Genomic DNA, 20,548 nt, shown 5'->3' with positions numbered 1-20,548 from the left:
TCGGCAGGCTGAGTGGAGGGATTGATCCGGGGGTGGGAGCGCAGCGACCGTTTGGCGCAGCCAAACACAGCGAGAGGAGGTGCAGCGAAGCAAACCGTAGGCGCTGCCCCCGGATCAATCCCGGAGCGAAGGGACCCCGAGCCTCAGCGAGCGGGCCGGACGTAGGAGCAAGACCTTTTGGTTACTTTTGGGGCGTTTGCCAAAAGTGACCCGCCGTAAGGGCGGAACCCTAAGCAGCCATAACCGCAGCAACGGATATACACCCCAAAACCAAACCTCACCGAAGAAACCCGGCAACCGTCTCCGCAGCCGAAGCCAAATGGTCCGAATGCGTAAACCCAGAAACCTTGAGCGGCTTCAAATCATGATCCCCAGAGGCCAACCAAAACACCTCAATACTCGGCGATAGATCGTAAGCCTCGACAGCGTCCCGATTGCCAAGAGCATCCCGCTCCCCCTGAACAATCAACGTCCGAATCCGCAAAGAAGCCAGATGCTCAACCCGAGGTTTCTCCGGTTTCCCAACCGCATAAAACGGATATCCAAGACAGACAAGCGCATCAGCCCCCAACTCATCGGCCAAAAGACTGGCCATCCGCCCCCCCATCGACTTCCCGCCAACCGCCAAAACCCCAGCGACATGACGTCGCACTTCAGCGAACACTTCGCGCCAGCACTCAAGCAGTTTCGGCGCCGGATTCGGCGGGCGTTTACTGCCATCAACCCGCCGCTGCGCCATATAAGGAAACTCAAACCGCAACACGTTCACGCCCAATCCAGCAAGGCGCCCAGCCATATCCGTCATCCAGTCACTGTCCATCGGCGCACCCGCCCCATGGGCCAGGATCAATGTCGCCGAAGCCTTGCCCGACGCAGCATCCCAAAGCCACCCATGATCCCGCACGCACTGCGCCCATTGATCCCCGTCAATACTGGCCTTGTGCTGTTTGTCCATGCTTGCCTCGCTTTTAGTCTGCCTATAACTCCAGGCGAAGGATTCGCGGCGTTTTCTGCGCGCGCTCACTTCGGCTGAACCGTGGATGGGGAACCATGAACACTTCTATCAGTACCGCCTACAACTACAAGGTGGTCCGCCAATTCGCCATTATGACGGTGGTGTGGGGCATCGTCGGCATGGGGCTCGGGGTTTTTCTCGCGGCCCAATTGGTCTGGCCTGAACTCAACTTCAATTTGCCCTGGACCAGTTTCGGCCGTCTGCGCCCGCTGCACACCAACGCGGTGATCTTCGCCTTCGGTGGCTGTGCGCTGTTCGCCAGTTCGTTCTACTCGGTGCAGCGCACCTGCCAGACGCAATTGTTCGCGCCGAAAATCGCCGCGTTCTGCTTCTGGGGCTGGCAACTGGTGATCCTGCTGGCGGCGATCAGCCTGCCGCTGGGTTATACCAGCTCCAAGGAATACGCCGAGCTGGAATGGCCGATCGACATCCTGATCACCATCGTCTGGGTCGCCTACGCCATCGTGTTCTTCGGCACGATCATGCAGCGCAAGACCAAGCACATTTATGTGGGCAACTGGTTCTTCGGCGCGTTCATCATCACCGTGGCGATCCTGCACATCGTCAACAACCTCGAGTTGCCGGTGAGCTTCACCAAGTCCTACTCGGTGTACGCCGGTGCGACCGACGCGATGGTGCAATGGTGGTACGGCCACAACGCCGTAGGCTTTTTCCTCACCGCCGGTTTCCTCGGGATGATGTACTACTTCGTGCCGAAACAGGCCGAACGTCCGGTGTATTCGTATCGCCTGTCGATCGTGCACTTCTGGGCGCTGATCACCCTGTACATCTGGGCCGGCCCGCACCACCTGCACTACACCGCGCTGCCGGACTGGGCACAGTCGCTGGGCATGGTGATGTCGCTGATTCTGCTGGCACCGAGCTGGGGCGGCATGATCAACGGCATGATGACCCTCTCGGGCGCCTGGCATAAGTTGCGCAGCGACCCGATCCTGCGCTTCCTCGTGGTGTCGCTGGCGTTCTACGGCATGTCGACCTTCGAAGGTCCGATGATGGCGATCAAGACTGTAAACGCCCTCTCCCACTACACCGACTGGACCATCGGCCACGTTCACGCCGGCGCGCTCGGCTGGGTAGCGATGATTTCCATCGGCGCGCTGTACCACATGATCCCGAAAGTCTTCGGCAAAGAGCAGATGCACAGCATCGGCCTGATCAACGCGCACTTCTGGCTCGCGACCATCGGCACCGTGCTGTACATCGCCTCGATGTGGGTCAACGGTATCGCCCAGGGCCTGATGTGGCGCGCAGTCAACGAGGACGGCACGCTGACCTACTCCTTCGTCGAAACCCTGGTGGCCAGCCACCCAGGCTTCATCGTACGTCTGGTGGGTGGGGCGATCTTCCTCAGCGGCATGTTCCTGATGGCTTACAACACCTGGCGCACCGTGCGGGCCTCGCAGCCTGCTGACGTCGTTGCTGCCGCGCAGATGGCCTGAGGAGTCCGCCATGAAACACGAAACGATTGAAAAGAACGTCGGCCTGCTGATGCTGCTGATGGTGTTTGCCGTGAGCATCGGCGGCCTGACCCAGATCGTCCCGCTGTTCTTCCAGGACGTCACCAACAAACCGGTGGAAGGCATGAAGCCCTACACCGCGCTGCAACTGGAAGGCCGCGACATCTACATCCGCGAAGGCTGCGTCGGTTGCCACTCGCAGATGATCCGCCCGTTCCGCGCTGAAACCGAACGCTACGGGCACTACTCGGTGGCCGGCGAAAGCGTGTGGGATCACCCGTTCCTCTGGGGTTCCAAGCGTACCGGGCCGGACCTGGCCCGCGTCGGCGCGCGTTACTCGGATGACTGGCACCGCGCGCACTTGTACAACCCGCGCAACGTGGTACCCGAGTCGAAAATGCCGGCCTACCCGTGGCTGGTCACGCAAGCGGTCGACAGCAGCCACACCGAAACCAAGCTCAAGACCATGCGCACCCTCGGCGTGCCGTACACCGACGATGACATCAGCGGCGCGGTCGCCAGCCTCAAGGGCAAGACCGAGATGGACGCCCTCGTCTCCTACCTGCAAGTGCTTGGCACTGCGATCAAGAGCAAGAGGTGAGCCATGGTCATTGAAATGAGCACAGGCCTCATACGTGGCCTCGGCACGGTCGTGGTGTTCGTCGCCTTCGTCGGTCTGACCTTGTGGGTATTCAATCGCAAGCGCACCCCGGAGTTTGCCGAAGCACGTCTGCTGCCGTTCGCCGACGAGCCGCAACCCGACACTACCCCCGCATCTGAAACAAGGAGTACCCGGCCATGACCACCTTCTGGAGTACGTGGATCTGCGTACTGACCATCGGCAGCCTGATCGGCCTGACCTGGCTGCTGATCGGCACGCGCCGGGGCGAGACCAAGGGCAGCGTCGACCAGACCATGGGCCACAGCTTCGACGGCATCGAGGAGTACGACAACCCGCTGCCGCAGTGGTGGTTCATGCTGTTCGCCGGCACGCTGGTGTTTTCCGTGGGCTATCTGATCCTGTATCCGGGCCTGGGCAACTGGAAAGGCATTCTGCCCGGCTACGAGGACGGCTGGACCGGCGTCCACGAATGGGAAAAGGAAATGAGCAAGGCCGACGCCAAATTCGGGCCGATCTTCGCCAAGTTCGCCGCCATGCCGGTGGAAGAAGTGGCGAAGGATCCGCAGGCGCTGAAAATGGGTGGCCGACTGTTCGCCTCCAACTGCTCGGTGTGCCACGGTTCCGACGCCAAGGGCGCGTTCGGTTTCCCCAACCTGGCGGACAAGGACTGGCGCTGGGGCGGCAGTGCCGAGACCATCAAGACCACCATCATGGGTGGGCGGATGGCGGCGATGCCGGCCTGGGGCGAAGTGCTCGGCGAGACAGGTGTAAAGAACGTCGCGGCGTATGTGCGTCACGAACTGGCCGGCCTGCCGCTGCCGGCCGACAGCAAGGCTGACCTGCAGGCCGGACAGCAAGCGTTCAGCACCACCTGCGTAGCCTGTCATGGGGCAACCGGCCAAGGCACTGAAGCCATGGGTGCGCCGAACCTGACGCACCCGGCCGGATTTATCTACGGCACCAGCCTGACGCAGCTTGAGCAGACCATTCGCCATGGTCGCCAAGGCCATATGCCAGCGCAGAACGAATTGCTGGGCAACGATAAAGTGCAATTGCTGGCCGCTTATGTGTACAGCCTGTCACACGGATTGAATACAGAAAAACTGATTACCGAAGACAACAAGCAATAAGTATTGCGCACACCTCTGCCGCATCGTTCTCGGTGCGGCAGCACCCCGCCCCTTTGCGACGCATTGTCGCACCCCGTCACACCCTCTCCTTTCGAATCCTCCAATTCGGGTCTACGCTTGCTCGATGCGGACTGGCCCGTGCCGGTTCCAGGTCGACCTTGAGCGATGTGTTCGACAAATCGCCTGACTGACAGGGCGCAAAGCCCGGTAGATACCGGCTGTCGCGTCGATGACCGTCCGTCACCCGATCACTGCGTTGGAACACACCTCGTTACATCTGACCTGAACCCCTCGCTTTTTTCGTCCGCTGCGACATTTTGTCCGAGGCCGATTTTGTCCTTACGCGGCGTATGGAAAGGCCGCAGAATCAGCGTTGGAAAGCATTGACCCAGGTCATGGCGCGTTGCAATGACCCCCTGCTCTCTGCATACTTGCGGCCGATTTTAATCCTAATAAAACACCCAAACCGTGGAACCTTAGAATGAGCACAGCAATCAGTCCGACTGCTTATAACTATAAGGTAGTCCGCCAGTTCGCCATCATGACGGTGGTCTGGGGGATCCTTGGCATGGGGCTTGGTGTCTTCATCGCCTCGCAACTGGTCTGGCCGGAGTTGAACTTCGGTCTGCCGTGGACGAGCTTTGGACGCCTGCGCCCGTTGCACACAAACCTGGTGATTTTCGCCTTCGGTGGTTGTGCACTGTTTGCCACTTCCTACTATGTCGTGCAGCGAACCTGCCAGACGCGACTGATCTCCGACAGCCTCGCAGCCTTCACCTTCTGGGGCTGGCAGGCGGTTATCGTCGGCGCAATCATTACCTTGCCGCTGGGTTACACCACCACCAAGGAATACGCCGAACTGGAATGGCCGCTCGCCATTCTGCTGGCCATTGTCTGGGTCTCCTACGGGCTGGTGTTCTTCGGCACCATCACCAAGCGCAAGACCAAGCACATCTATGTCGGTAACTGGTTCTACGGCGCGTTCATCGTCGTGACCGCGATGCTGCACATCGTCAACCACGCCTCCCTGCCGGTGAGTTTCTTCAAGTCCTACTCCGCCTACTCGGGCGCGACCGACGCGATGATCCAGTGGTGGTACGGCCACAACGCCGTGGGTTTCTTCCTGACCACCGGCTTCCTCGGGATGATGTACTACTTCGTGCCGAAACAGGCCGAACGCCCGATCTACTCCTATCGCCTGTCGATCGTGCACTTCTGGGCCCTGATCACCCTGTATATCTGGGCCGGCCCACACCACCTGCACTACACCGCACTGCCGGACTGGGCACAATCGCTGGGCATGGCGATGTCGATCATTCTGCTGGCGCCAAGCTGGGGCGGCATGATCAACGGCATGATGACCCTGTCGGGTGCCTGGCATAAGCTGCGCACCGACCCGATCCTGCGCTTCCTTGTGGTGTCGCTGGCGTTCTATGGCATGTCGACCTTCGAAGGTCCGATGATGGCGATCAAGACCGTCAACTCGCTCTCGCACTACACCGACTGGACCATCGGCCACGTACACGCCGGCGCTCTGGGCTGGGTGGCGATGATTTCGATCGGCGCGATCTACCACATGATCCCGAAACTGTTCGGCCGCGCGCAGATGCACAGCGTCGGCCTGATCAACGCACACTTCTGGCTCGCGACCATCGGTACCGTGCTGTACATCGCCTCGATGTGGGTCAACGGCATCACTCAGGGTCTGATGTGGCGTGCAATCAACGATGACGGCACCCTCACCTACTCGTTCGTCGAAGCGCTGCAGGCCAGCCACCCGGGCTACATTGTCCGTGCCCTGGGCGGTGCATTCTTCGCCAGCGGCATGTTCCTGATGGCTTACAACGTTTGGCGCACCGTGCGCGCCTCGAACCCGGTTGAAACCGAAGCCGCCGCCCAGATCGCTGTCGTTGGAGCTCACTGATGAAGCATGAAGCTGTCGAGAAGAATATTGGCCTGCTGGCCTTCTTCATGGTTATCGCCGTCAGCATTGGCGGCCTGACCCAGATCGTTCCGCTGTTCTTCCAGGACGTCACCAACAAGCCGGTCGAAGGCATGAAGCCGCGCTCGGCACTGGAACTGGAAGGCCGCGACGTCTATATCGCCAACGGTTGTGTCGGCTGCCACTCGCAGATGATCCGTCCGTTCCGCGCCGAAACCGAACGCTACGGCCACTACTCGGTCGCTGGTGAAAGCGTCTGGGACCACCCGTTCCTGTGGGGTTCCAAACGTACCGGTCCGGATCTGGCTCGCGTGGGCGGTCGTTACTCCGATGACTGGCAGCGTGCGCACCTGTACAACCCGCGCAACGTAGTGCCTGAGTCGAAAATGCCGGCTTACCCGTTCCTCGTGGAAAACAAGCTCGACGGCAAAGACACAGCCAGGAAAATGGAAGTGTTGCGCACGCTCGGCGTCCCTTACACCGACGAAGACATCGCCGGTGCAAAAGAGGCCGTGAAGGGCAAAACCGAAATGGACGCGCTGGTGGCCTACCTTCAGGGCCTGGGCACCATCATCAAAAGCAAACGGTGATTCTTTATGGATATCGGGATGATTCGCGGCCTGGGCACCGTTGTCGTGATGGTGGCCTTCATCGGTTTGGCGTTGTGGGTGTTCAGCCCCAAGCGCAAGTCGGAGTTTGAAGACGCAACCTTGCTGCCTTTTGCGGATGATCCCGAAGCCATCAAGCACGTCGAGCAAGCTTCTAGGAGTAACAAAGAATGACTACATTCTGGAGTCTGTACGTCACAGTCCTCAGTCTCGGTACGATCTTTTCCCTGACCTGGCTGCTGCTGTCGACCCGCAAGGGCCAGCGCAGCGAGCAGACGGAAGAGACCGTGGGCCACTCCTTCGACGGGATCGAGGAGTACGACAACCCGCTGCCGAAATGGTGGTTCATGCTGTTCGTGGGCACCATCGTGTTCGCTCTCGGTTATCTGGTGCTGTACCCGGGTCTGGGCAACTGGAAAGGCCTGTTGCCGGGCTACAACTACCTCGATAACGACAAGCAGACCGCGTTCGCCAACGGCCAGACCGGCTGGACAGGCGTGCACGAGTGGGAAAAGGAAATGGCCCGCTCGGACGCCAAGTTCGGTCCGATCTTCGCCAAGTTCGCGGCGATGCCGATCGAGGAAGTCGCCAAAGATCCACAAGCACTGAAGATGGGCGGCCGTCTGTTCGCCTCCAACTGCTCGGTGTGCCACGGCTCCGACGCCAAAGGCGCCTATGGCTTCCCGAACCTGACCGACGCCGACTGGCGCTGGGGCGGCGAGCCGGAAACCATCAAGACCACCATCATGGGCGGTCGTCACGCGGTGATGCCGGCCTGGGCCGACGTCATTGGCGAGCAAGGCGTCGCCGACGTCGCAGCCTTCGTGGTCACTCAACTTGATGGCCGCAAACTGCCGGAAGGCACCAAGGCTGACCCGGCCAACGGCCAGAAACTGTTCGCCGCCAACTGCGTGGCCTGCCACGGACCGGAAGGCAAAGGCACCCCGGCGATGGGCGCACCGAACCTGACCCACCCGGCCGCGTTCATCTACGGTTCGAGCTTCGCCCAACTGCAGCAGACCATCCGTTACGGCCGTCAGGGCCAGATGCCTGCGCAGGAACAACTGCAAGGCAACGATAAGGTGCACTTGCTGGCAGCGTATGTTTACAGTCTGTCTCACGGTGACAAACCCGCTGAAGCCGAGGCCCAATAAGGCCAACGGCTGACGCAAAATAAAGCCCCCACCAGTGCTCTGGCGGGGGCTTTTTTATGGGCGACTGGCCCAGATCGATTTCACCGGTACTGTGGCCACCGGTTGACGATGGCGCCACTGATTACCCTCGACCAGACTCACCTCAAGTTGCTTGCGGTCTTTGGAAAAGCTGGCCGTCAGGTACGTCTGTTGAGAGGCCGCACCGCTGAGGAACATCGGCACACTGCCTATGTAGGTCTGGCTGCCACCCTCGCCGTGGTAATGGCCAGCAAACATCGCCGTCACCTGATATTTTTCAAGCATTTCGCGAAAGCGCTTCTGTTGCTCCCAACTGCCTGTCCAGTCATAGGGTTTGTACATATTGATAATGATCGCGTAGCCCTGCGCTCGCGCTATTCGCAAATCATTTTCCAGCCAGTCCAGTGACTGTTTGATATCGAACGAGGTCGGATTCAGCGCATGGGAAATCTTCACCTGGTAAGTCGGCTCATTGTTCAACTGCACCAGATGTACTTCACCAATATTCTTTGAATACGCCAGACTGCCGAGATAGTGCTTATTCAAAAAGCTGCCACTCACTTCAAGATCGAACTGATCGACCTTATCCACGTGATGATCACGATAATCGACAATACTGCCCGCCGCGCAACTCTCACTGAAACAGTCATTCACGTTGTTCTGGTAATCATGATTACCCAACCCATAGAGAAATTGATCGCCAAAGTGTTTGTTCAGCATCGTCTTCATGAAGGAGCGCTGCCAGCCATGGCCGAACGCAGTGATGTCGCCGTTGATCATCAGCGGCACGGCGGCCTGGCCGCCCATTTCGTTGCGAAACTGCGCAATACTCGCAAACTGGCTCTCGACCAGCCATTTCGAGCGTTTTTCAAAGTCCGCGCTCGGCTCATCTTCACCACCGTCCGATTTTTCCGTCCACGGGTATTGCGGGTCCGAGGCAAATACCATGTGCAGCGGAACACCTTCATTGGCACTGGCAAGAGAACTCAGCGATAACAGGCACAGACAAGCGAAAAGCTTTTTAACTTCCTTGATTTTCATAACACTCCATTATTCCATTAACTTTCAAAACACGAACATGCAACTAGCATGCTGCAGAACAGACACCAAACTATTCGAAATTAATAAAAAATTAAAAGTCTTCAATTAACTAATTATATTTCTACAGCATGGGCATAGCCGTTGAAATTAATACTTTGAGACACATGCCAGATGGACTCGTTTCAGCTTGCTCTGTAGGGTCTGCCAAAGGCCCGGTGACCCGCATCGGAGCCACTTCAAGGATGAAGCCGCTATGTTGAATGACGACAAAACCTGTCTCCTGGTTGATCAGCCTCTTACTGAATCTGATCATCCAACCGAATCATCGGAAAAAACCGTGGAAACCATTACCGCGACATTCGACAGTCCGTCACAACCCGATTCCAAAAGCACCACAAAACGCCATCGAAATACCGGCAGTCTCGATAGCCTGGGCGGTGGCAGGCTGCCCTGAGTCTTGAAGGCACGTCTGTATCAACCTGAGCCAGCCTGCGCCTTGTGCGGGGCTGGCTCGACTTATGCCAGCCATGGACCGACCAACGGACGGCTGAGTCCTGTCTTCCTCGATTGCCGCCCCCAAGGCGAAGTAGTAACGTTGCTACATCTGTATTGCAAGAGGTCAACCATGATGGCAATCACCACCATCTCCAGCCGTGAATTCAATCAGGACACCAGCAGCGCCAAAAAGGCTGCGCGTCTGGGTCCAGTGATCATCACAGACCGTGGCAAGGCCTCTCATGTCCTTTTGAGCATTGAGGAATATCAGAAACTGAGCGGCGCAAACACAAGCATTGTCGATTGGTTGGTCATGCCGGAGGCTGCCGACATCGATTTCGAAACCGAGCGCGCAGTCATCATTCATCGTCCCGTAGACCTGTCCTGATGTATTTACTCGACACCAATGTGATTTCCGAACTTCGCAAGCCGCAAGCCGATGCCAATGTGGTCAGTTGGGCCAAAGGCGTCATCGCCCCGCGTCTGTACATTTCCGCCATTACTCTGAAAGAACTGGAAACCGGAGTCCTGCGAATGGAACGGCGTGATCCTGCTCAAGGAAAGCTGTTGCGCAGTTGGCTGACGCGTCACGTCATGCCCGCATTCGAAGCCCGAATCCTGCCGGTTGATGCTGCAGTAGCGCTGCGTTGTGCCAGCCTGCATGTGCCCGACCAGGCCAATGAAAGCGATGCGTTGATCGCCGCCACGGCCCTGGTGCATGGACTCACGGTGGTCACGCGCAATGTCGATGATTTCCGCTCGAGCGGCGTCGCCCTGATCAACCCATGGGAGCAATGAATTAGCCGCCACTGCAAAACCGTCCATACTCAACAAGTCAATTGATCTGCATCAGGCTTTGCTGCATTCGCTACACCAATAATGCTTTTTTCCCAACGCGACCAAAGGTCGCACCCTTGAGTTAGAGCGACAGGCGTATCATTGCGCCACTGCAACACCCCTTTCTGACCGCGGTCGGCACGTATCGACCGAGGCATTTGTCCACTGCCGTGGGATGCAATGATGAGCAACCAGATTCCGGTACACGACGTCACACCGCCGAGCAAAAACGCGAACAACAGCGTCGACCTTTACGCCTCTCGAGAAAAAATCTACACCCGTGCTTTCACTGGCCTGTTCCGCAATCTGCGGATGATCGGCGGCGCTGCGCTGTTTCTGTTGTATTTCGGTACGGTGTGGCTGAACTGGGGCGGGCATCAGGCGGTGTGGTGGAACCTGCCGGAACGCAAGTTCTTCATCTTTGGTGCGACCTTCTGGCCGCAGGACTTCATCCTGCTGTCTGGCCTGCTGATCATTGCCGCGTTCGGTCTGTTCTTCATCACCGTTTACGCCGGCCGCGTCTGGTGCGGCTACACCTGTCCGCAAAGCGTGTGGACGTGGATTTTCATGTGGTGCGAGAAAGTCACCGAAGGCGACCGCAACCAGCGGATCAAGCTCGATAAAGCGCCGATGAGCGGCAACAAGTTCCTGCGCAAACTCGCCAAGCATTCATTGTGGCTGCTGATCGGCTTCGTCACCGGCATGACCTTCGTCGGCTACTTCTCGCCAATCCGCGAACTGGTGATCGAGTTCTTCACCGGCCAGGCCGATGGCTGGTCGTATTTCTGGGTCGGTTTCTTCACCCTCGCCACCTACGGCAACGCCGGCTGGCTGCGCGAGCAGGTGTGCATCTACATGTGCCCCTATGCACGTTTCCAGAGCGTGATGTTCGACAAGGACACCCTGATCGTGTCCTACGACCCGCGTCGCGGCGAAAGCCGTGGCCCGCGCAAGAAAGGTGTCGACTACAAGGCTATGGGCCTGGGCGACTGCATCGATTGCACCATGTGCGTTCAGGTGTGCCCGACCGGTATCGACATCCGTGACGGCCTGCAGATCGAGTGCATCGGTTGCGCCGCGTGCATCGACGCCTGCGACGCGATCATGGACAAGATGGACTACCCGCGCGGCCTCATCAGTTACACCACCGAACACAACCTCTCGGGCCAGAAAACCCATAAACTGCGGCCACGCCTGATCGGCTATGCGGTGGTGCTGCTGGCGATGATCAGCCTGCTGGTGACCGCATTCTTCATGCGCTCGCTGGTCGGTTTCGACGTCAGCAAGGACCGCGTGCTGTACCGCGAGAACGCCGAAGGCCGGATCGAAAACGTCTACAGCCTGAAGATCATGAACAAGGATCAGCGCGACCACACCTACGTGCTGGAGGCCGTCGGCCTGCCGGATCTGCGCCTGCAAGGCAAACGCGAGATCAAGGTCCCGGCCGGCGAAATCTTCAGCATGCCGGTGGAGTTGTCGAGCGCACCGGAACAATTGCCGTCGAGCACCAACGAGGTGAAATTCATCCTCAAGGACGCCGACGACGACAGCGTCCACGTTGAAGCCAAGAGCCGATTCATCGGCCCACAAACCCGTTGAGAGAACTGAACATGCCCGCCGCAAACGCCGCAAGCCCTTGGTACAAGCACCTCTGGCCATGGATCATCATCGGTATCCTGGCCTGCTCGGTGACGTTGACCCTGTCAATGGTGACCATTGCGGTGAACAACCCGGACAACCTGGTCAACGACAACTATTACGAGGCCGGCAAAGGCATCAACCGCTCGCTGGACCGTGAACTGTTGGCGCAGGAGTTGAAGATGCGCGCCAACGTCCATCTGGATGAACTCACCGGCGAAGTCGACCTGCGCCTCAGCGGTGACAGCCAGCCGAAAACCCTGGAACTGAACCTGATCTCGCCGACCCAGCCGGAGAAGGATCGCAAGATTGTCCTGACCCGCAGTGAAACCGAAGCCGGCCGTTACATCGGCCAGTTGGGCGACAAGGTCGAAGGTCGGCGTTTTGTCGAATTGCTGGGCACTCAGGACGACCACGTGTGGCGCATGTTCGAAGAAGAACAGGTCAGCCATGACAAGGATCTGCTGCTCGGTGACGAACCGTTGCAGGGCGCTGAAGACCTGGATAAATAAATAAACTGCAGAAGCCCCTCACCCTAACCCTCTCCCGGAGGGAGAGGGGACTGATTTCGGCCGCTCGCATGCCTTGTGTATGGCAGTGACGATATCCGTGGATGCACCTCTTTTCCGGCCTCCATCAATCGGCTCCCTCTCCCTCCGGGAGAGGGCTGGGGTGAGGGCAAGCGGACAACCCCAATGCAAGGGCTTACCCCCTCAACGATGCCATGACCACCCCACTCCCCTGCTACCACTGCGCCCTGCCCGTTCCGTCGGGCAGTCGCTTTACCGCCGTCGTGCTCGGGGAGTCCCGCGAGTTCTGCTGCCCCGGCTGTCAGGCCGTGGCCGAAGCCATCGTCGCCGGTGGTCTGGAAAGCTATTACCAGCATCGCAGCGAAGCCTCGGCCAACCCCGAAGCCTTGCCGGTGCAATTGACCGATGAATTGGCGCTGTACGACCGCGCCGACGTGCAAAAATCCTTCGTCCGTCACGCGGGCGAACTCGCCGAAACCACGCTGTTGATGGAAGGCATCAGTTGCGCCGCCTGCGGCTGGCTGATCGAGAAACACCTGCGCACCCTGCCGGCAGTGGCCGAGGCGCGACTGAATCTGTCCAACCATCGCCTGCATGTGCAATGGGCCGACGCGCAATTGCCGCTGAGCCAGATCCTCGCCGAGCTGCGCCACATCGGTTACGTCGCCCACCCGTATCAGGCCGACCGCGCCAGCGAGCAACTGGCCAGCGAAAATCGCCTCGCGTTGCGCCAGCTCGGCGTCGCCGGATTGCTGTGGTTTCAGGCAATGATGGCGACCATGGCCACCTGGCCGGAATTCAACATCGACCTCAGCCCCGAATTGCACACGATCCTGCGCTGGGTCGCGCTATTTCTCACAACACCGATCGTGTTCTATAGCTGCGCGCCGTTCTTCAAGGGCGCGATGCGCGATCTGCGCACCCGCCACCTGACCATGGACGTCTCGGTGTCGCTGGCCATCGGCAGCGCCTACATCGCCGGGATCTGGACATCGATCACCGGCGTCGGTGAGCTGTATTTCGATGCGGTCGGGATGTTTGCGCTGTTCCTGCTCGCCGGGCGTTATCTGGAACGCCGTGCCCGCGAACGCACCGCCGCCGCCACCGCGCAGCTTGTAAACCTGCTGCCGGCCTCGTGCCTGCGTCTCGACACCGACGGCCAGAGCGAACGCATCCTGCTCAGCGAACTGCGCCTGGGTGACCGGGTGCTGGTGCAACCGGGTTCGATCCTGCCGGCGGATGGCAGGATTCTCGATGGCCAGTCAAGCATCGACGAATCGCTGCTGACCGGCGAATACCTGCCGCAACCGCGCACGCTGGGCGATGCGGTCACCGCGGGCACGCTGAATGTCGAAGGCGCGCTCACCGTCGAAGTACTGGCACTGGGTCAGGACACACGCCTGTCGGCCATCGTCCGCCTGCTCGATCGCGCCCAGGCGGAAAAACCGCGCCTGGCGGAAATCGCCGACCGCGCGGCGCAGTGGTTCCTGCTGTTGTCGCTGATTGCGGCGGCAGCCATCGGCCTGTTGTGGTGGGAACTGGATGCGTCGCGGGCGTTCTGGATCGTCCTGGCGATGCTGGTCGCGACCTGCCCTTGCGCGCTGTCGCTGGCAACCCCGACGGCGTTGACCGCCGCCACCGGCACCCTGCACAAACTCGGCCTGTTGCTGACGCGCGGGCATGTGCTGGAAGGCCTGAACCAGATCGACACGGTGATCTTCGACAAGACCGGCACACTCACCGAAGGCCGCCTGGTCCTGCGCTCGATTCGCCCGCTGGGCACACTCAGCAGCGACCAGTGCCTGAGCCTTGCCGCCGCCCTGGAAAACCGTTCGGAACACCCGATTGCCCGCGCCTTCGGTCGTGCGCCACTGGCCGCTGAAGATGTGCACAGCACGCCGGGACTCGGTCTCGAAGGACGGGTAGGTACACAGCGCTTGCGCATTGGTCAGGCGGAGTTTGTCTGCGCCCTCAGCGGTGCGCCGTTGCCGGCGATGCCGGATGAGCCGGGTCAGTGGCTGCTGCTCGGTGATGACTCGGCAGCGCTGGCGTGGTTCGTCCTCGACGATCGCCTGCGCGACGATGCGCCCGCCCTGCTCGCCGCGTGCAAGGCGCGTGGCTGGCGCACATTGCTGCTGTCCGGCGACAGCTCGCCGATGGTCGCCAGCGTCGCCGCCGAACTGGGCATCGACGAAGCCCGTGGCGGTTTGCGTCCGGACGACAAACTGCACGTGTTGCAGCAGTTGCATCAACAAGGACGCAAGGTGTTGATGCTCGGTGACGGGGTCAACGACGTGCCGGTGCTGGCCGCTGCCGACATCAGCGTGGCCATGGGTTCGGCCACTGATCTGGCGAAAACCAGTGCCGACACGGTGCTGCTGTCCAACCGCCTCGATGCGCTGGTACACGCCTTCACGTTAGCGCGCAGAACCCGTCGGGTAATCATCGAGAACCTGCTGTGGGCGGCGCTGTACAATGGCCTCATGTTGCCGTTCGCCGCCCTCGGCTGGATCACCCCGGTGTGGGCTGCGGTCGGCATGTCGATCAGTTCGTTGACCGTGGTGCTCAACGCCCTGCGCCTGACTCGCCTGCCGAGCGCGCCGGTTGCCGGCACCCGTTCAGAAACCCGCCCGTTGCCGGCTTGAGCCGCGCGGGCCTGGAGTACCGATGCCAGCTCTTTACGTGATGATCCCCGCCGCCCTGCTGATCGTGGCCATCGCTGTGTACATCTTCTTCTGGGCGGTGGACAGCGGTCAGTACGACGACCTTGATGGCCCGGCCCACAGCATCCTGTTCGATGATCAGGACCCGAACCACACCGCCGCCGTCGACGAAGCCAAATCCGACCAGCCGCAGGACAAGGCGCCACCCCATGCTTGAGCTGGCGCCTCTCCTGGTTTCCGCGCTGATCCTCGGCCTGCTCGGTGGCGGGCATTGCCTGGGCATGTGCGGCGGCCTGATGGGCGCGCTGACCCTGGCGATTCCCAAGGAACAACGCAGCCGACGCTTTCGTCTGCTGCTGGCGTACAACCTCGGACGGATCCTCAGTTACGCGACGGCCGGTTTGCTGATCGGGCTGGCTGGCTGGGCGGTGGCAAACAGTCCGGCGGCGATGTTCATGCGTATTCTCGCCGGGTTGCTGCTGATTGCCATGGGCCTGTATCTGGCCGGCTGGTGGAGCGGCCTGACCCGTATCGAAAGCCTCGGCCGTGGCTTGTGGCGTTACATTCAGCCGGTGGCCAACCGCTTGCTGCCGGTGTCGAGTTTGCCCCGCGCCCTGCTGCTCGGCGCACTGTGGGGCTGGCTGCCGTGCGGACTGGTTTACAGCACGCTGCTGTGGTCGGCGAGCCAGGGCAATGCGCTGGACAGTGGGTTGTTGATGCTGGCGTTCGGGCTGGGCACTTGGCCGGTGCTACTCGCCACCGGACTGGCTGCCGAGCGGGTGACGGCGTTGCTGCGTAAACGCAGTGTGCGCGTGGCCGGTGGCTTGCTGGTGATTCTGTTCGGGATCTGGACTTTGCCGGGGCCGCATCAACATTGGTTGATGGGTCACTAAAACGGTGGCGAGGGAGCTTGCTCCCGCTGGGGTGCGAAGCGCCCCCTCGCGATTTGACAACAAACCAGGGGCCTGCTGCGCAGTCCAGCGGGAGCAAGCTCCCTCGCCACAAAAGCAGTCACTACCAATCCGCCGTTGATGCAAATCAACAGCCCCGTCGCCGCACCCCGATAGACTCGCCACACTGCCAGCCTATCCGGGGGAATGCCCGCATGCTCGACGCCATTCGTTGGGACACTGATCTGATCCGCCGCTACGACCTGGCGGGGCCGCGCTACACCTCGTACCCGACGGCCGTGCAATTCAACAGTCAGGTCGGCACCTTCGACCTGTTTCACGCCCTGCGCGAAAGTCGCAAGGCGCTGCGCCCATTGTCGCTGTACGTGCATGTGCCGTTCTGCGCGAATATTTGCTACTACTGCGCCTGCAACAAGGTCATCACCAAGGATCGCGGGCGGGCACAGCCGTATCTGCAACGCCTGGAACAGGAAATCCAGTTGATTGCCTGTCACCTGGAACCGGCACAGAAAGTCGAGCAGTTGCACTTCGGCGGCGGCACCCCGACCTTCCTCAGCCATGACGAGCTGCGGCAGTTGATGGCGCACCTGCGCAAACACTTCAATCTGCTGGATGATGACTCCGGCGACTACGGCATCGAGATCGACCCGCGCGAGGCCGACTGGTCGACCATGGGCCTGCTGCGTGAACTGGGTTTCAACCGGGTCAGCATCGGCCTGCAAGACCTCGATCCGGCGGTGCAACGGGCGGTCAATCGCCTGCAGAGCCTGGAAGAAACCCGTGCAGTGATCGACGCGGCGCGCACCCTGCAATTTCGCTCGATCAACATCGACCTGATCTACGGCCTGCCGAAGCAAACTCCGGAGAATTTCGCGCGTACCGTCGAGGAAGTCATCAGCCTGCAACCGGACCGGCTCTCGGTATTCAACTATGCGCACCTGCCGGAGCGCTTCATGCCACAGCGGCGGATCAACAGCCACGAGCTGCCAAGCCCTGCGCAAAAACTGCAAATGCTCCAGCGCACCATCGAACAACTGACCGCCGCCGGTTATCGCTACATCGGCATGGATCACTTCGCCCTGCCCGACGATGAGTTGGCGATTGCCCAGGAAGAACAGACCCTGCAGCGCAACTTCCAGGGCTACACCACTCACGGCCATTGCGACTTGATTGGTCTGGGGGTGTCGGCGATCAGTCAGATCGGCGATCTCTACTGCCAGAACAACAGCGATCTGAACCAGTACCAGAACACCCTCGCCGCCGCGCAACTGGCGACCAGCCGGGGCTTGGTGTGCAATGCCGACGATCGCCTGCGCCGCGCGGTGATCCAGCAACTGATCTGCAATTTCAGCCTGGAATTCGCCGAAATCGAGCAAGCGTTCAACATTGATTTTCAGGGTTATTTCGGCGCGCTGTGGCCGCAACTGCAGGGCATGGCCAACGACGGGCTGATCAAGCTGGAGCGCGAGCGCATCGAAGTGTTGCCGGCCGGACGCCTGCTGGTGCGTTCGGTGTGCATGGTGTTCGACGCGTACCTGGAACAACAGAACCGCCAGCGCTTCTCGCGGGTGATCTGAAACGTCCTGCTCATGAAACCGATGTATCGCGAATGCCCCGTGTCTTTGTTTGCCCTGCGGCCTTATGCCCGCAGGGCAATCTCGCCCCAGACTGGCCTGAATGTCCTCCCGTGGGTTACCCTTACGGCTTATGTGTGTTTTCCCACAAGGATTTAAGAAATGTCCGAGCCAGTCAAACTGCGCGCTCACAACCAGGCCCATTGCAAGGATTGCAGCCTGGCCCCTCTCTGCCTGCCACTTTCTCTGAATCTGGAAGACATGGATGCGCTGGACGAAATCGTTAAACGTGGTCGCCCGTTGAAAAAGGGTGAGTTCCTGTTCCGCCAGGGTGACACCTTCGATTCCGTTTATGCAGTACGCTCCGGCGCCCTGAAGACCTTCAGCCTGAGCGACACCGGCGAAGAACAGCTCACCGGTTTCCACCTGCCGAGCGAACTGGTCGGTCTGTCCGGCATGGACACCGAGAAACATCCAGTGTCGGCCCAAGCGCTGGAAACCACCTCGGTCTGTGAAATCCCTTTCGAACGCCTCGACGAACTGGCCCTGCAACTGCCGCAGCTGCGCCGGCAGCTGATGCGGGTGATGAGCCGCGAGATCCGTGACGATCAGCAAATGATGCTGTTGCTGTCGAAGAAAACCGCCGACGAGCGCATCGCCACGTTCCTGGTCAACCTGTCGGCCCGCTTCCGCGCTCGCGGTTTCTCGGCCAACCAGTTCCGCCTGAGCATGTCGCGCAACGAAATCGGCAATTACCTGGGCCTGGCGGTGGAAACCGTGTCGCGGGTGTTCACCCGCTTCCAGCAGAACGAACTGATCGCCGCCGAGGGCAAGGAGATCCACATCCTCGACCCGATCCAGCTCTGCGCCCTGGCCGGCGGCTCGCTCGAAGGCTGATCTCGATCCGCGGTTGAGCGAAGCGTTTCAGCCGCGGGTATACTGCGCCGTTTGCAGCCCTGCCAGGACACCTCGACGATGGTCTTCGACTCCTTCGACATCAAATCCCTGATCCGCCCCGTGATCGACTTCCCGAAACCGGGCGTGATCTTTCGCGACATCACCCCGCTGTTCCAGTCGCCCAAGGCCCTGCGCCTGGTGATGGACAGCTTCGCCCACCGCTATGTGGAAGCCGACTTCACCCACATCGGCGCGATGGATGCGCGCGGCTTCCTGATCGGTTCGGTGCTGGCCTATCAGTTGAACAAACCGCTGGTGCTGTTCCGCAAGCAGGGCAAACTGCCGGCGGACGTGTTGGCCGAAGGTTACGCGACCGAATACGGCGAAGCGTTCCTCGAAGTCCACGCCGACAGCCTGTGCGAAGGTGATTCGGTGGTGATGTTCGATGACTTGATTGCCACCGGTGGCACGCTGATCGCAGCGGCCAACCTGATTCGCCGCATGGGCGCGCGGGTGCATGAGGCAGCGGCGATCATTGATCTGCCGGAGCTGGGCGGTTCGCAGCGTCTGGAAGATATGGGCATCCCTACCTTCTGCCTGACGCAGTTTGCTTTGACCGATAAATAAGTAGCGCCCTTCAGGCCGCCTTCGCGAGCAAGCTCGCTCCCACAGTTGAATGCATTCTCCTGTGGGAGCGAGCTTGCTCGCGAAGGGGCCAGTAGCCTCACCAAAGAATCAAAGCCCCATCTGCTTGCTGATGATTTCGTTCATCACCTCCCGCGTCCCGCCGCCGATCGACAGAATGCGGTTATCCCGATACAGCCGCTCCACCAGGCTCTCGCGCATGTAACCCAGGCCACCGAGGATCTGCACCGCTTCGCGGGTGATCCGGTCCGAGGTGTCCGTGGCGACGTTCTTGGCCATGGAAATCTCCTTGATCACGCTCTGCCCCGCCGCCATTTTCGCCGCTTGCCGATAGGTGAACTCGCGCGATACTTCCAGCGCCGTGGCCATTTCGGCCAACCGATGTTTGATCACCTGAAACTTGCGGATCGGCTTGCCGAATGCTTCACGCTCGCGCGCCCATTTCAGCGCTTCTTCGAGCGCGAGCTGCGAGGTCATGTTGGCCATCAGCGCCAGCGCCAGCCGTTCGCTCTGGAAATTGCCCATGATGCAGGCGAAGCCCATGTTCTCGGCGCCGATCAGATTGCCCACAGGCACCCTGCAATCGTCGAAGAACAGCTCAGCGGTGTCCGAGGCCCACCAGCCCATTTTTTTCAACTGGCGGCCGACGGTGAAGCCGGGGGTTCCCTTCTCGATCAACAGCAGGCTGATGCCGCCGAAACCCGGCGCTCCGGTGCGCACGGCGACGGTATAGAAGTCGGCGCGTACGCCACTGGTAATGAAGGTCTTGCTGCCGCTGACCCAATAAACGTCGCCGTCACGCACGGCGCGGGTTTGCAGGTTGGCGACGTCGGAACCACCGCCGGGTTCGGTAATCGCCAACGCACTGATTTTCTCGCCGCTGAGCACTTGCGGCACGACGCGCTCGCGCACCTCGGGCCGGGCCCATTTGACGATCGGTGGCAGGCCGATATCCAGCGAGCCGAGGCCCGCGACCAGACCACCGGAACCGCAGCGCATCAGTTCTTCGCTGGCGGCGACCTTGGCGAACAGATCACCTTCGTGGCTGCCACCCAGCGCTTCGGGATAACCGATGCCAAGAATCCCCGCCGCCCCTGCCTTCAGGTAAAGCTCACGGGGAAAGCCTTCGGCTTCTTCCCACGCGTCGATGTCCGGCAGGATCTCGCGCTCGACGAAACGTCTGACGCTGTCGCGAACCATTTGGTGGCTGGGGTCGAAGTATTCCTGGAAGGCAGGCATCGGCGAACTCCATCGAAGGGTTGGCCGACGTTAACCGAGCGCTTGCTTGGTTTTCAACACAATTGTGTGAATCAGCCAAATCGAGGTGCGCCCATCGCTGGCAAGCCAGCT

22 protein-coding genes are annotated in these 20,548 nt (G+C 60.3%); 19 read left to right on the top strand and 3 right to left on the bottom strand.

The features are described from left to right. Positions 1-277 precede the first annotated feature (277 nt). On the bottom strand, positions 278-955 hold the full coding sequence (locus OC71_RS09715; protein WP_041067882.1) for an alpha/beta family hydrolase: 678 nt from the start codon (positions 953-955) through the stop codon (positions 278-280). A gap of 95 nt (positions 956-1,050) precedes the next feature. On the opposite strand from OC71_RS09715, the gene ccoN (OC71_RS09710) reads away from it, so the two are divergent. The 8 genes from ccoN (OC71_RS09710) (at position 1,051) to ccoP (OC71_RS09675) (ending at position 7,949) form a co-directional block, all read left to right on the top strand. Beyond that, positions 1,051-2,475, top strand: coding sequence for a cytochrome-c oxidase, cbb3-type subunit I (gene ccoN / locus OC71_RS09710; protein WP_041067879.1), 1,425 nt, complete (start codon positions 1,051-1,053; stop codon positions 2,473-2,475). A gap of 10 nt (positions 2,476-2,485) precedes the next feature. Continuing rightward, entirely contained in the window at positions 2,486-3,094 is a 609-nt protein-coding gene (gene ccoO, locus OC71_RS09705) for a cytochrome-c oxidase, cbb3-type subunit II (protein ID WP_003223389.1), read from the top strand. A gap of 3 nt (positions 3,095-3,097) precedes the next feature. After that, positions 3,098-3,295 carry a cbb3-type cytochrome c oxidase subunit 3 gene (locus tag OC71_RS09700; RefSeq protein WP_041067875.1) on the top strand — a complete coding sequence of 66 codons (198 nt, stop codon included), beginning with the start codon at positions 3,098-3,100 and terminating at the stop codon, positions 3,293-3,295. Beyond that, the gene (ccoP, locus tag OC71_RS09695) at positions 3,292-4,245 is read left to right on the top strand and encodes a cytochrome-c oxidase, cbb3-type subunit III (RefSeq protein WP_041067872.1); all 954 of its coding nucleotides are present in this window, start codon (positions 3,292-3,294) and stop codon (positions 4,243-4,245) included. Before OC71_RS09700 ends, ccoP (OC71_RS09695) begins: the two co-directional genes overlap by 4 nt. 481 nt (positions 4,246-4,726) lie before the next feature. Further along, positions 4,727-6,169, top strand: a complete 1,443-nt coding sequence (gene ccoN, locus OC71_RS09690; RefSeq protein ID WP_041067869.1) for a cytochrome-c oxidase, cbb3-type subunit I — start codon at positions 4,727-4,729, stop codon at positions 6,167-6,169. Further along, a complete protein-coding gene (gene ccoO, locus OC71_RS09685; protein ID WP_041067866.1) occupies positions 6,169-6,777 on the top strand; it encodes a cytochrome-c oxidase, cbb3-type subunit II in 609 nt (202 codons plus the stop codon). Before ccoN (OC71_RS09690) ends, ccoO (OC71_RS09685) begins: the two co-directional genes overlap by 1 nt. A gap of 6 nt (positions 6,778-6,783) precedes the next feature. Beyond that, the gene (locus OC71_RS09680) at positions 6,784-6,969 is read left to right on the top strand and encodes a CcoQ/FixQ family Cbb3-type cytochrome c oxidase assembly chaperone (protein ID WP_003175465.1); all 186 of its coding nucleotides are present in this window, start codon (positions 6,784-6,786) and stop codon (positions 6,967-6,969) included. Further along, the gene (gene ccoP, locus OC71_RS09675) at positions 6,966-7,949 is read left to right on the top strand and encodes a cytochrome-c oxidase, cbb3-type subunit III (protein ID WP_041067842.1); all 984 of its coding nucleotides are present in this window, start codon (positions 6,966-6,968) and stop codon (positions 7,947-7,949) included. Before OC71_RS09680 ends, ccoP (OC71_RS09675) begins: the two co-directional genes overlap by 4 nt. 54 nt (positions 7,950-8,003) lie before the next feature. On the opposite strand, the gene OC71_RS09670 is transcribed toward ccoP (OC71_RS09675), so the two are convergent. Then, positions 8,004-9,008 carry a metallophosphoesterase gene (locus OC71_RS09670; RefSeq protein WP_041067839.1) on the bottom strand — a complete coding sequence of 335 codons (1,005 nt, stop codon included), beginning with the start codon at positions 9,006-9,008 and terminating at the stop codon, positions 8,004-8,006. 253 nt (positions 9,009-9,261) lie between these two features. On the opposite strand from OC71_RS09670, the gene OC71_RS27010 reads away from it, so the two are divergent. The 11 genes from OC71_RS27010 to OC71_RS09615 all read left to right on the top strand — a co-directional run bounded on the left by OC71_RS27010 (position 9,262) and on the right by OC71_RS09615 (position 19,180). Then, positions 9,262-9,462 (top strand): hypothetical protein, encoded by a 201-nt coding sequence (locus OC71_RS27010; RefSeq protein ID WP_084234174.1) that lies wholly within the window; start codon positions 9,262-9,264, stop codon positions 9,460-9,462. Positions 9,463-9,636: 174 nt separating this feature from the next. After that, a complete protein-coding gene (locus OC71_RS09660; protein WP_041067899.1) occupies positions 9,637-9,891 on the top strand; it encodes a type II toxin-antitoxin system Phd/YefM family antitoxin in 255 nt (84 codons plus the stop codon). Further along, positions 9,891-10,301: a type II toxin-antitoxin system VapC family toxin gene (locus OC71_RS09655; protein WP_041067833.1), complete on the top strand. Its 411-nt coding sequence runs from the start codon at positions 9,891-9,893 to the stop codon at positions 10,299-10,301. Before OC71_RS09660 ends, OC71_RS09655 begins: the two co-directional genes overlap by 1 nt. A 222-nt stretch (positions 10,302-10,523) precedes the next feature. Continuing rightward, positions 10,524-11,939, top strand: coding sequence for a cytochrome c oxidase accessory protein CcoG (gene ccoG, locus OC71_RS09650; RefSeq protein WP_041067830.1), 1,416 nt, complete (start codon positions 10,524-10,526; stop codon positions 11,937-11,939). An 11-nt stretch (positions 11,940-11,950) separates the two neighbouring features. Next, a complete protein-coding gene (locus OC71_RS09645; RefSeq protein ID WP_041067828.1) occupies positions 11,951-12,490 on the top strand; it encodes a FixH family protein in 540 nt (179 codons plus the stop codon). 212 nt (positions 12,491-12,702) lie between these two features. Next, positions 12,703-15,153 carry a heavy metal translocating P-type ATPase gene (locus tag OC71_RS09640; protein ID WP_041067825.1) on the top strand — a complete coding sequence of 817 codons (2,451 nt, stop codon included), beginning with the start codon at positions 12,703-12,705 and terminating at the stop codon, positions 15,151-15,153. 22 nt (positions 15,154-15,175) lie between these two features. Continuing rightward, entirely contained in the window at positions 15,176-15,388 is a 213-nt protein-coding gene (gene ccoS, locus OC71_RS09635; protein WP_041067822.1) for a cbb3-type cytochrome oxidase assembly protein CcoS, read from the top strand. Continuing rightward, on the top strand, positions 15,381-16,064 hold the full coding sequence (locus OC71_RS09630; RefSeq protein ID WP_041067819.1) for a sulfite exporter TauE/SafE family protein: 684 nt from the start codon (positions 15,381-15,383) through the stop codon (positions 16,062-16,064). Before ccoS ends, OC71_RS09630 begins: the two co-directional genes overlap by 8 nt. Positions 16,065-16,276: 212 nt before the next feature. Beyond that, positions 16,277-17,659: an oxygen-independent coproporphyrinogen III oxidase gene (gene hemN, locus OC71_RS09625; protein ID WP_041067816.1), complete on the top strand. Its 1,383-nt coding sequence runs from the start codon at positions 16,277-16,279 to the stop codon at positions 17,657-17,659. Positions 17,660-17,818: 159 nt separating this feature from the next. Next, positions 17,819-18,553: a fumarate/nitrate reduction transcriptional regulator Fnr gene (fnr, locus tag OC71_RS09620; RefSeq protein ID WP_025110355.1), complete on the top strand. Its 735-nt coding sequence runs from the start codon at positions 17,819-17,821 to the stop codon at positions 18,551-18,553. 78 nt (positions 18,554-18,631) lie between these two features. Further along, a complete protein-coding gene (locus OC71_RS09615) occupies positions 18,632-19,180 on the top strand; it encodes an adenine phosphoribosyltransferase (protein ID WP_003223345.1) in 549 nt (182 codons plus the stop codon). A 108-nt stretch (positions 19,181-19,288) separates the two neighbouring features. Here the strand turns inward: OC71_RS09615 and OC71_RS09610 are convergent, their stop codons facing one another. Further along, complete coding sequence (locus tag OC71_RS09610; protein WP_041067811.1) at positions 19,289-20,437, bottom strand: acyl-CoA dehydrogenase family protein; 1,149 nt, start codon at positions 20,435-20,437, stop codon at positions 19,289-19,291. Between the last annotated feature and the right edge of the window lie 111 nt (positions 20,438-20,548).

Source organism: Pseudomonas sp. W15Feb9B (assembly GCF_000828175.1).
Classification (GTDB): Bacteria; Pseudomonadota; Gammaproteobacteria; order Pseudomonadales; family Pseudomonadaceae; genus Aquipseudomonas; species Aquipseudomonas parakoreensis.
Note: the sequence above shows the minus strand (reverse complement) of the source record. Positions and strands in the feature narration are given on the sequence as shown.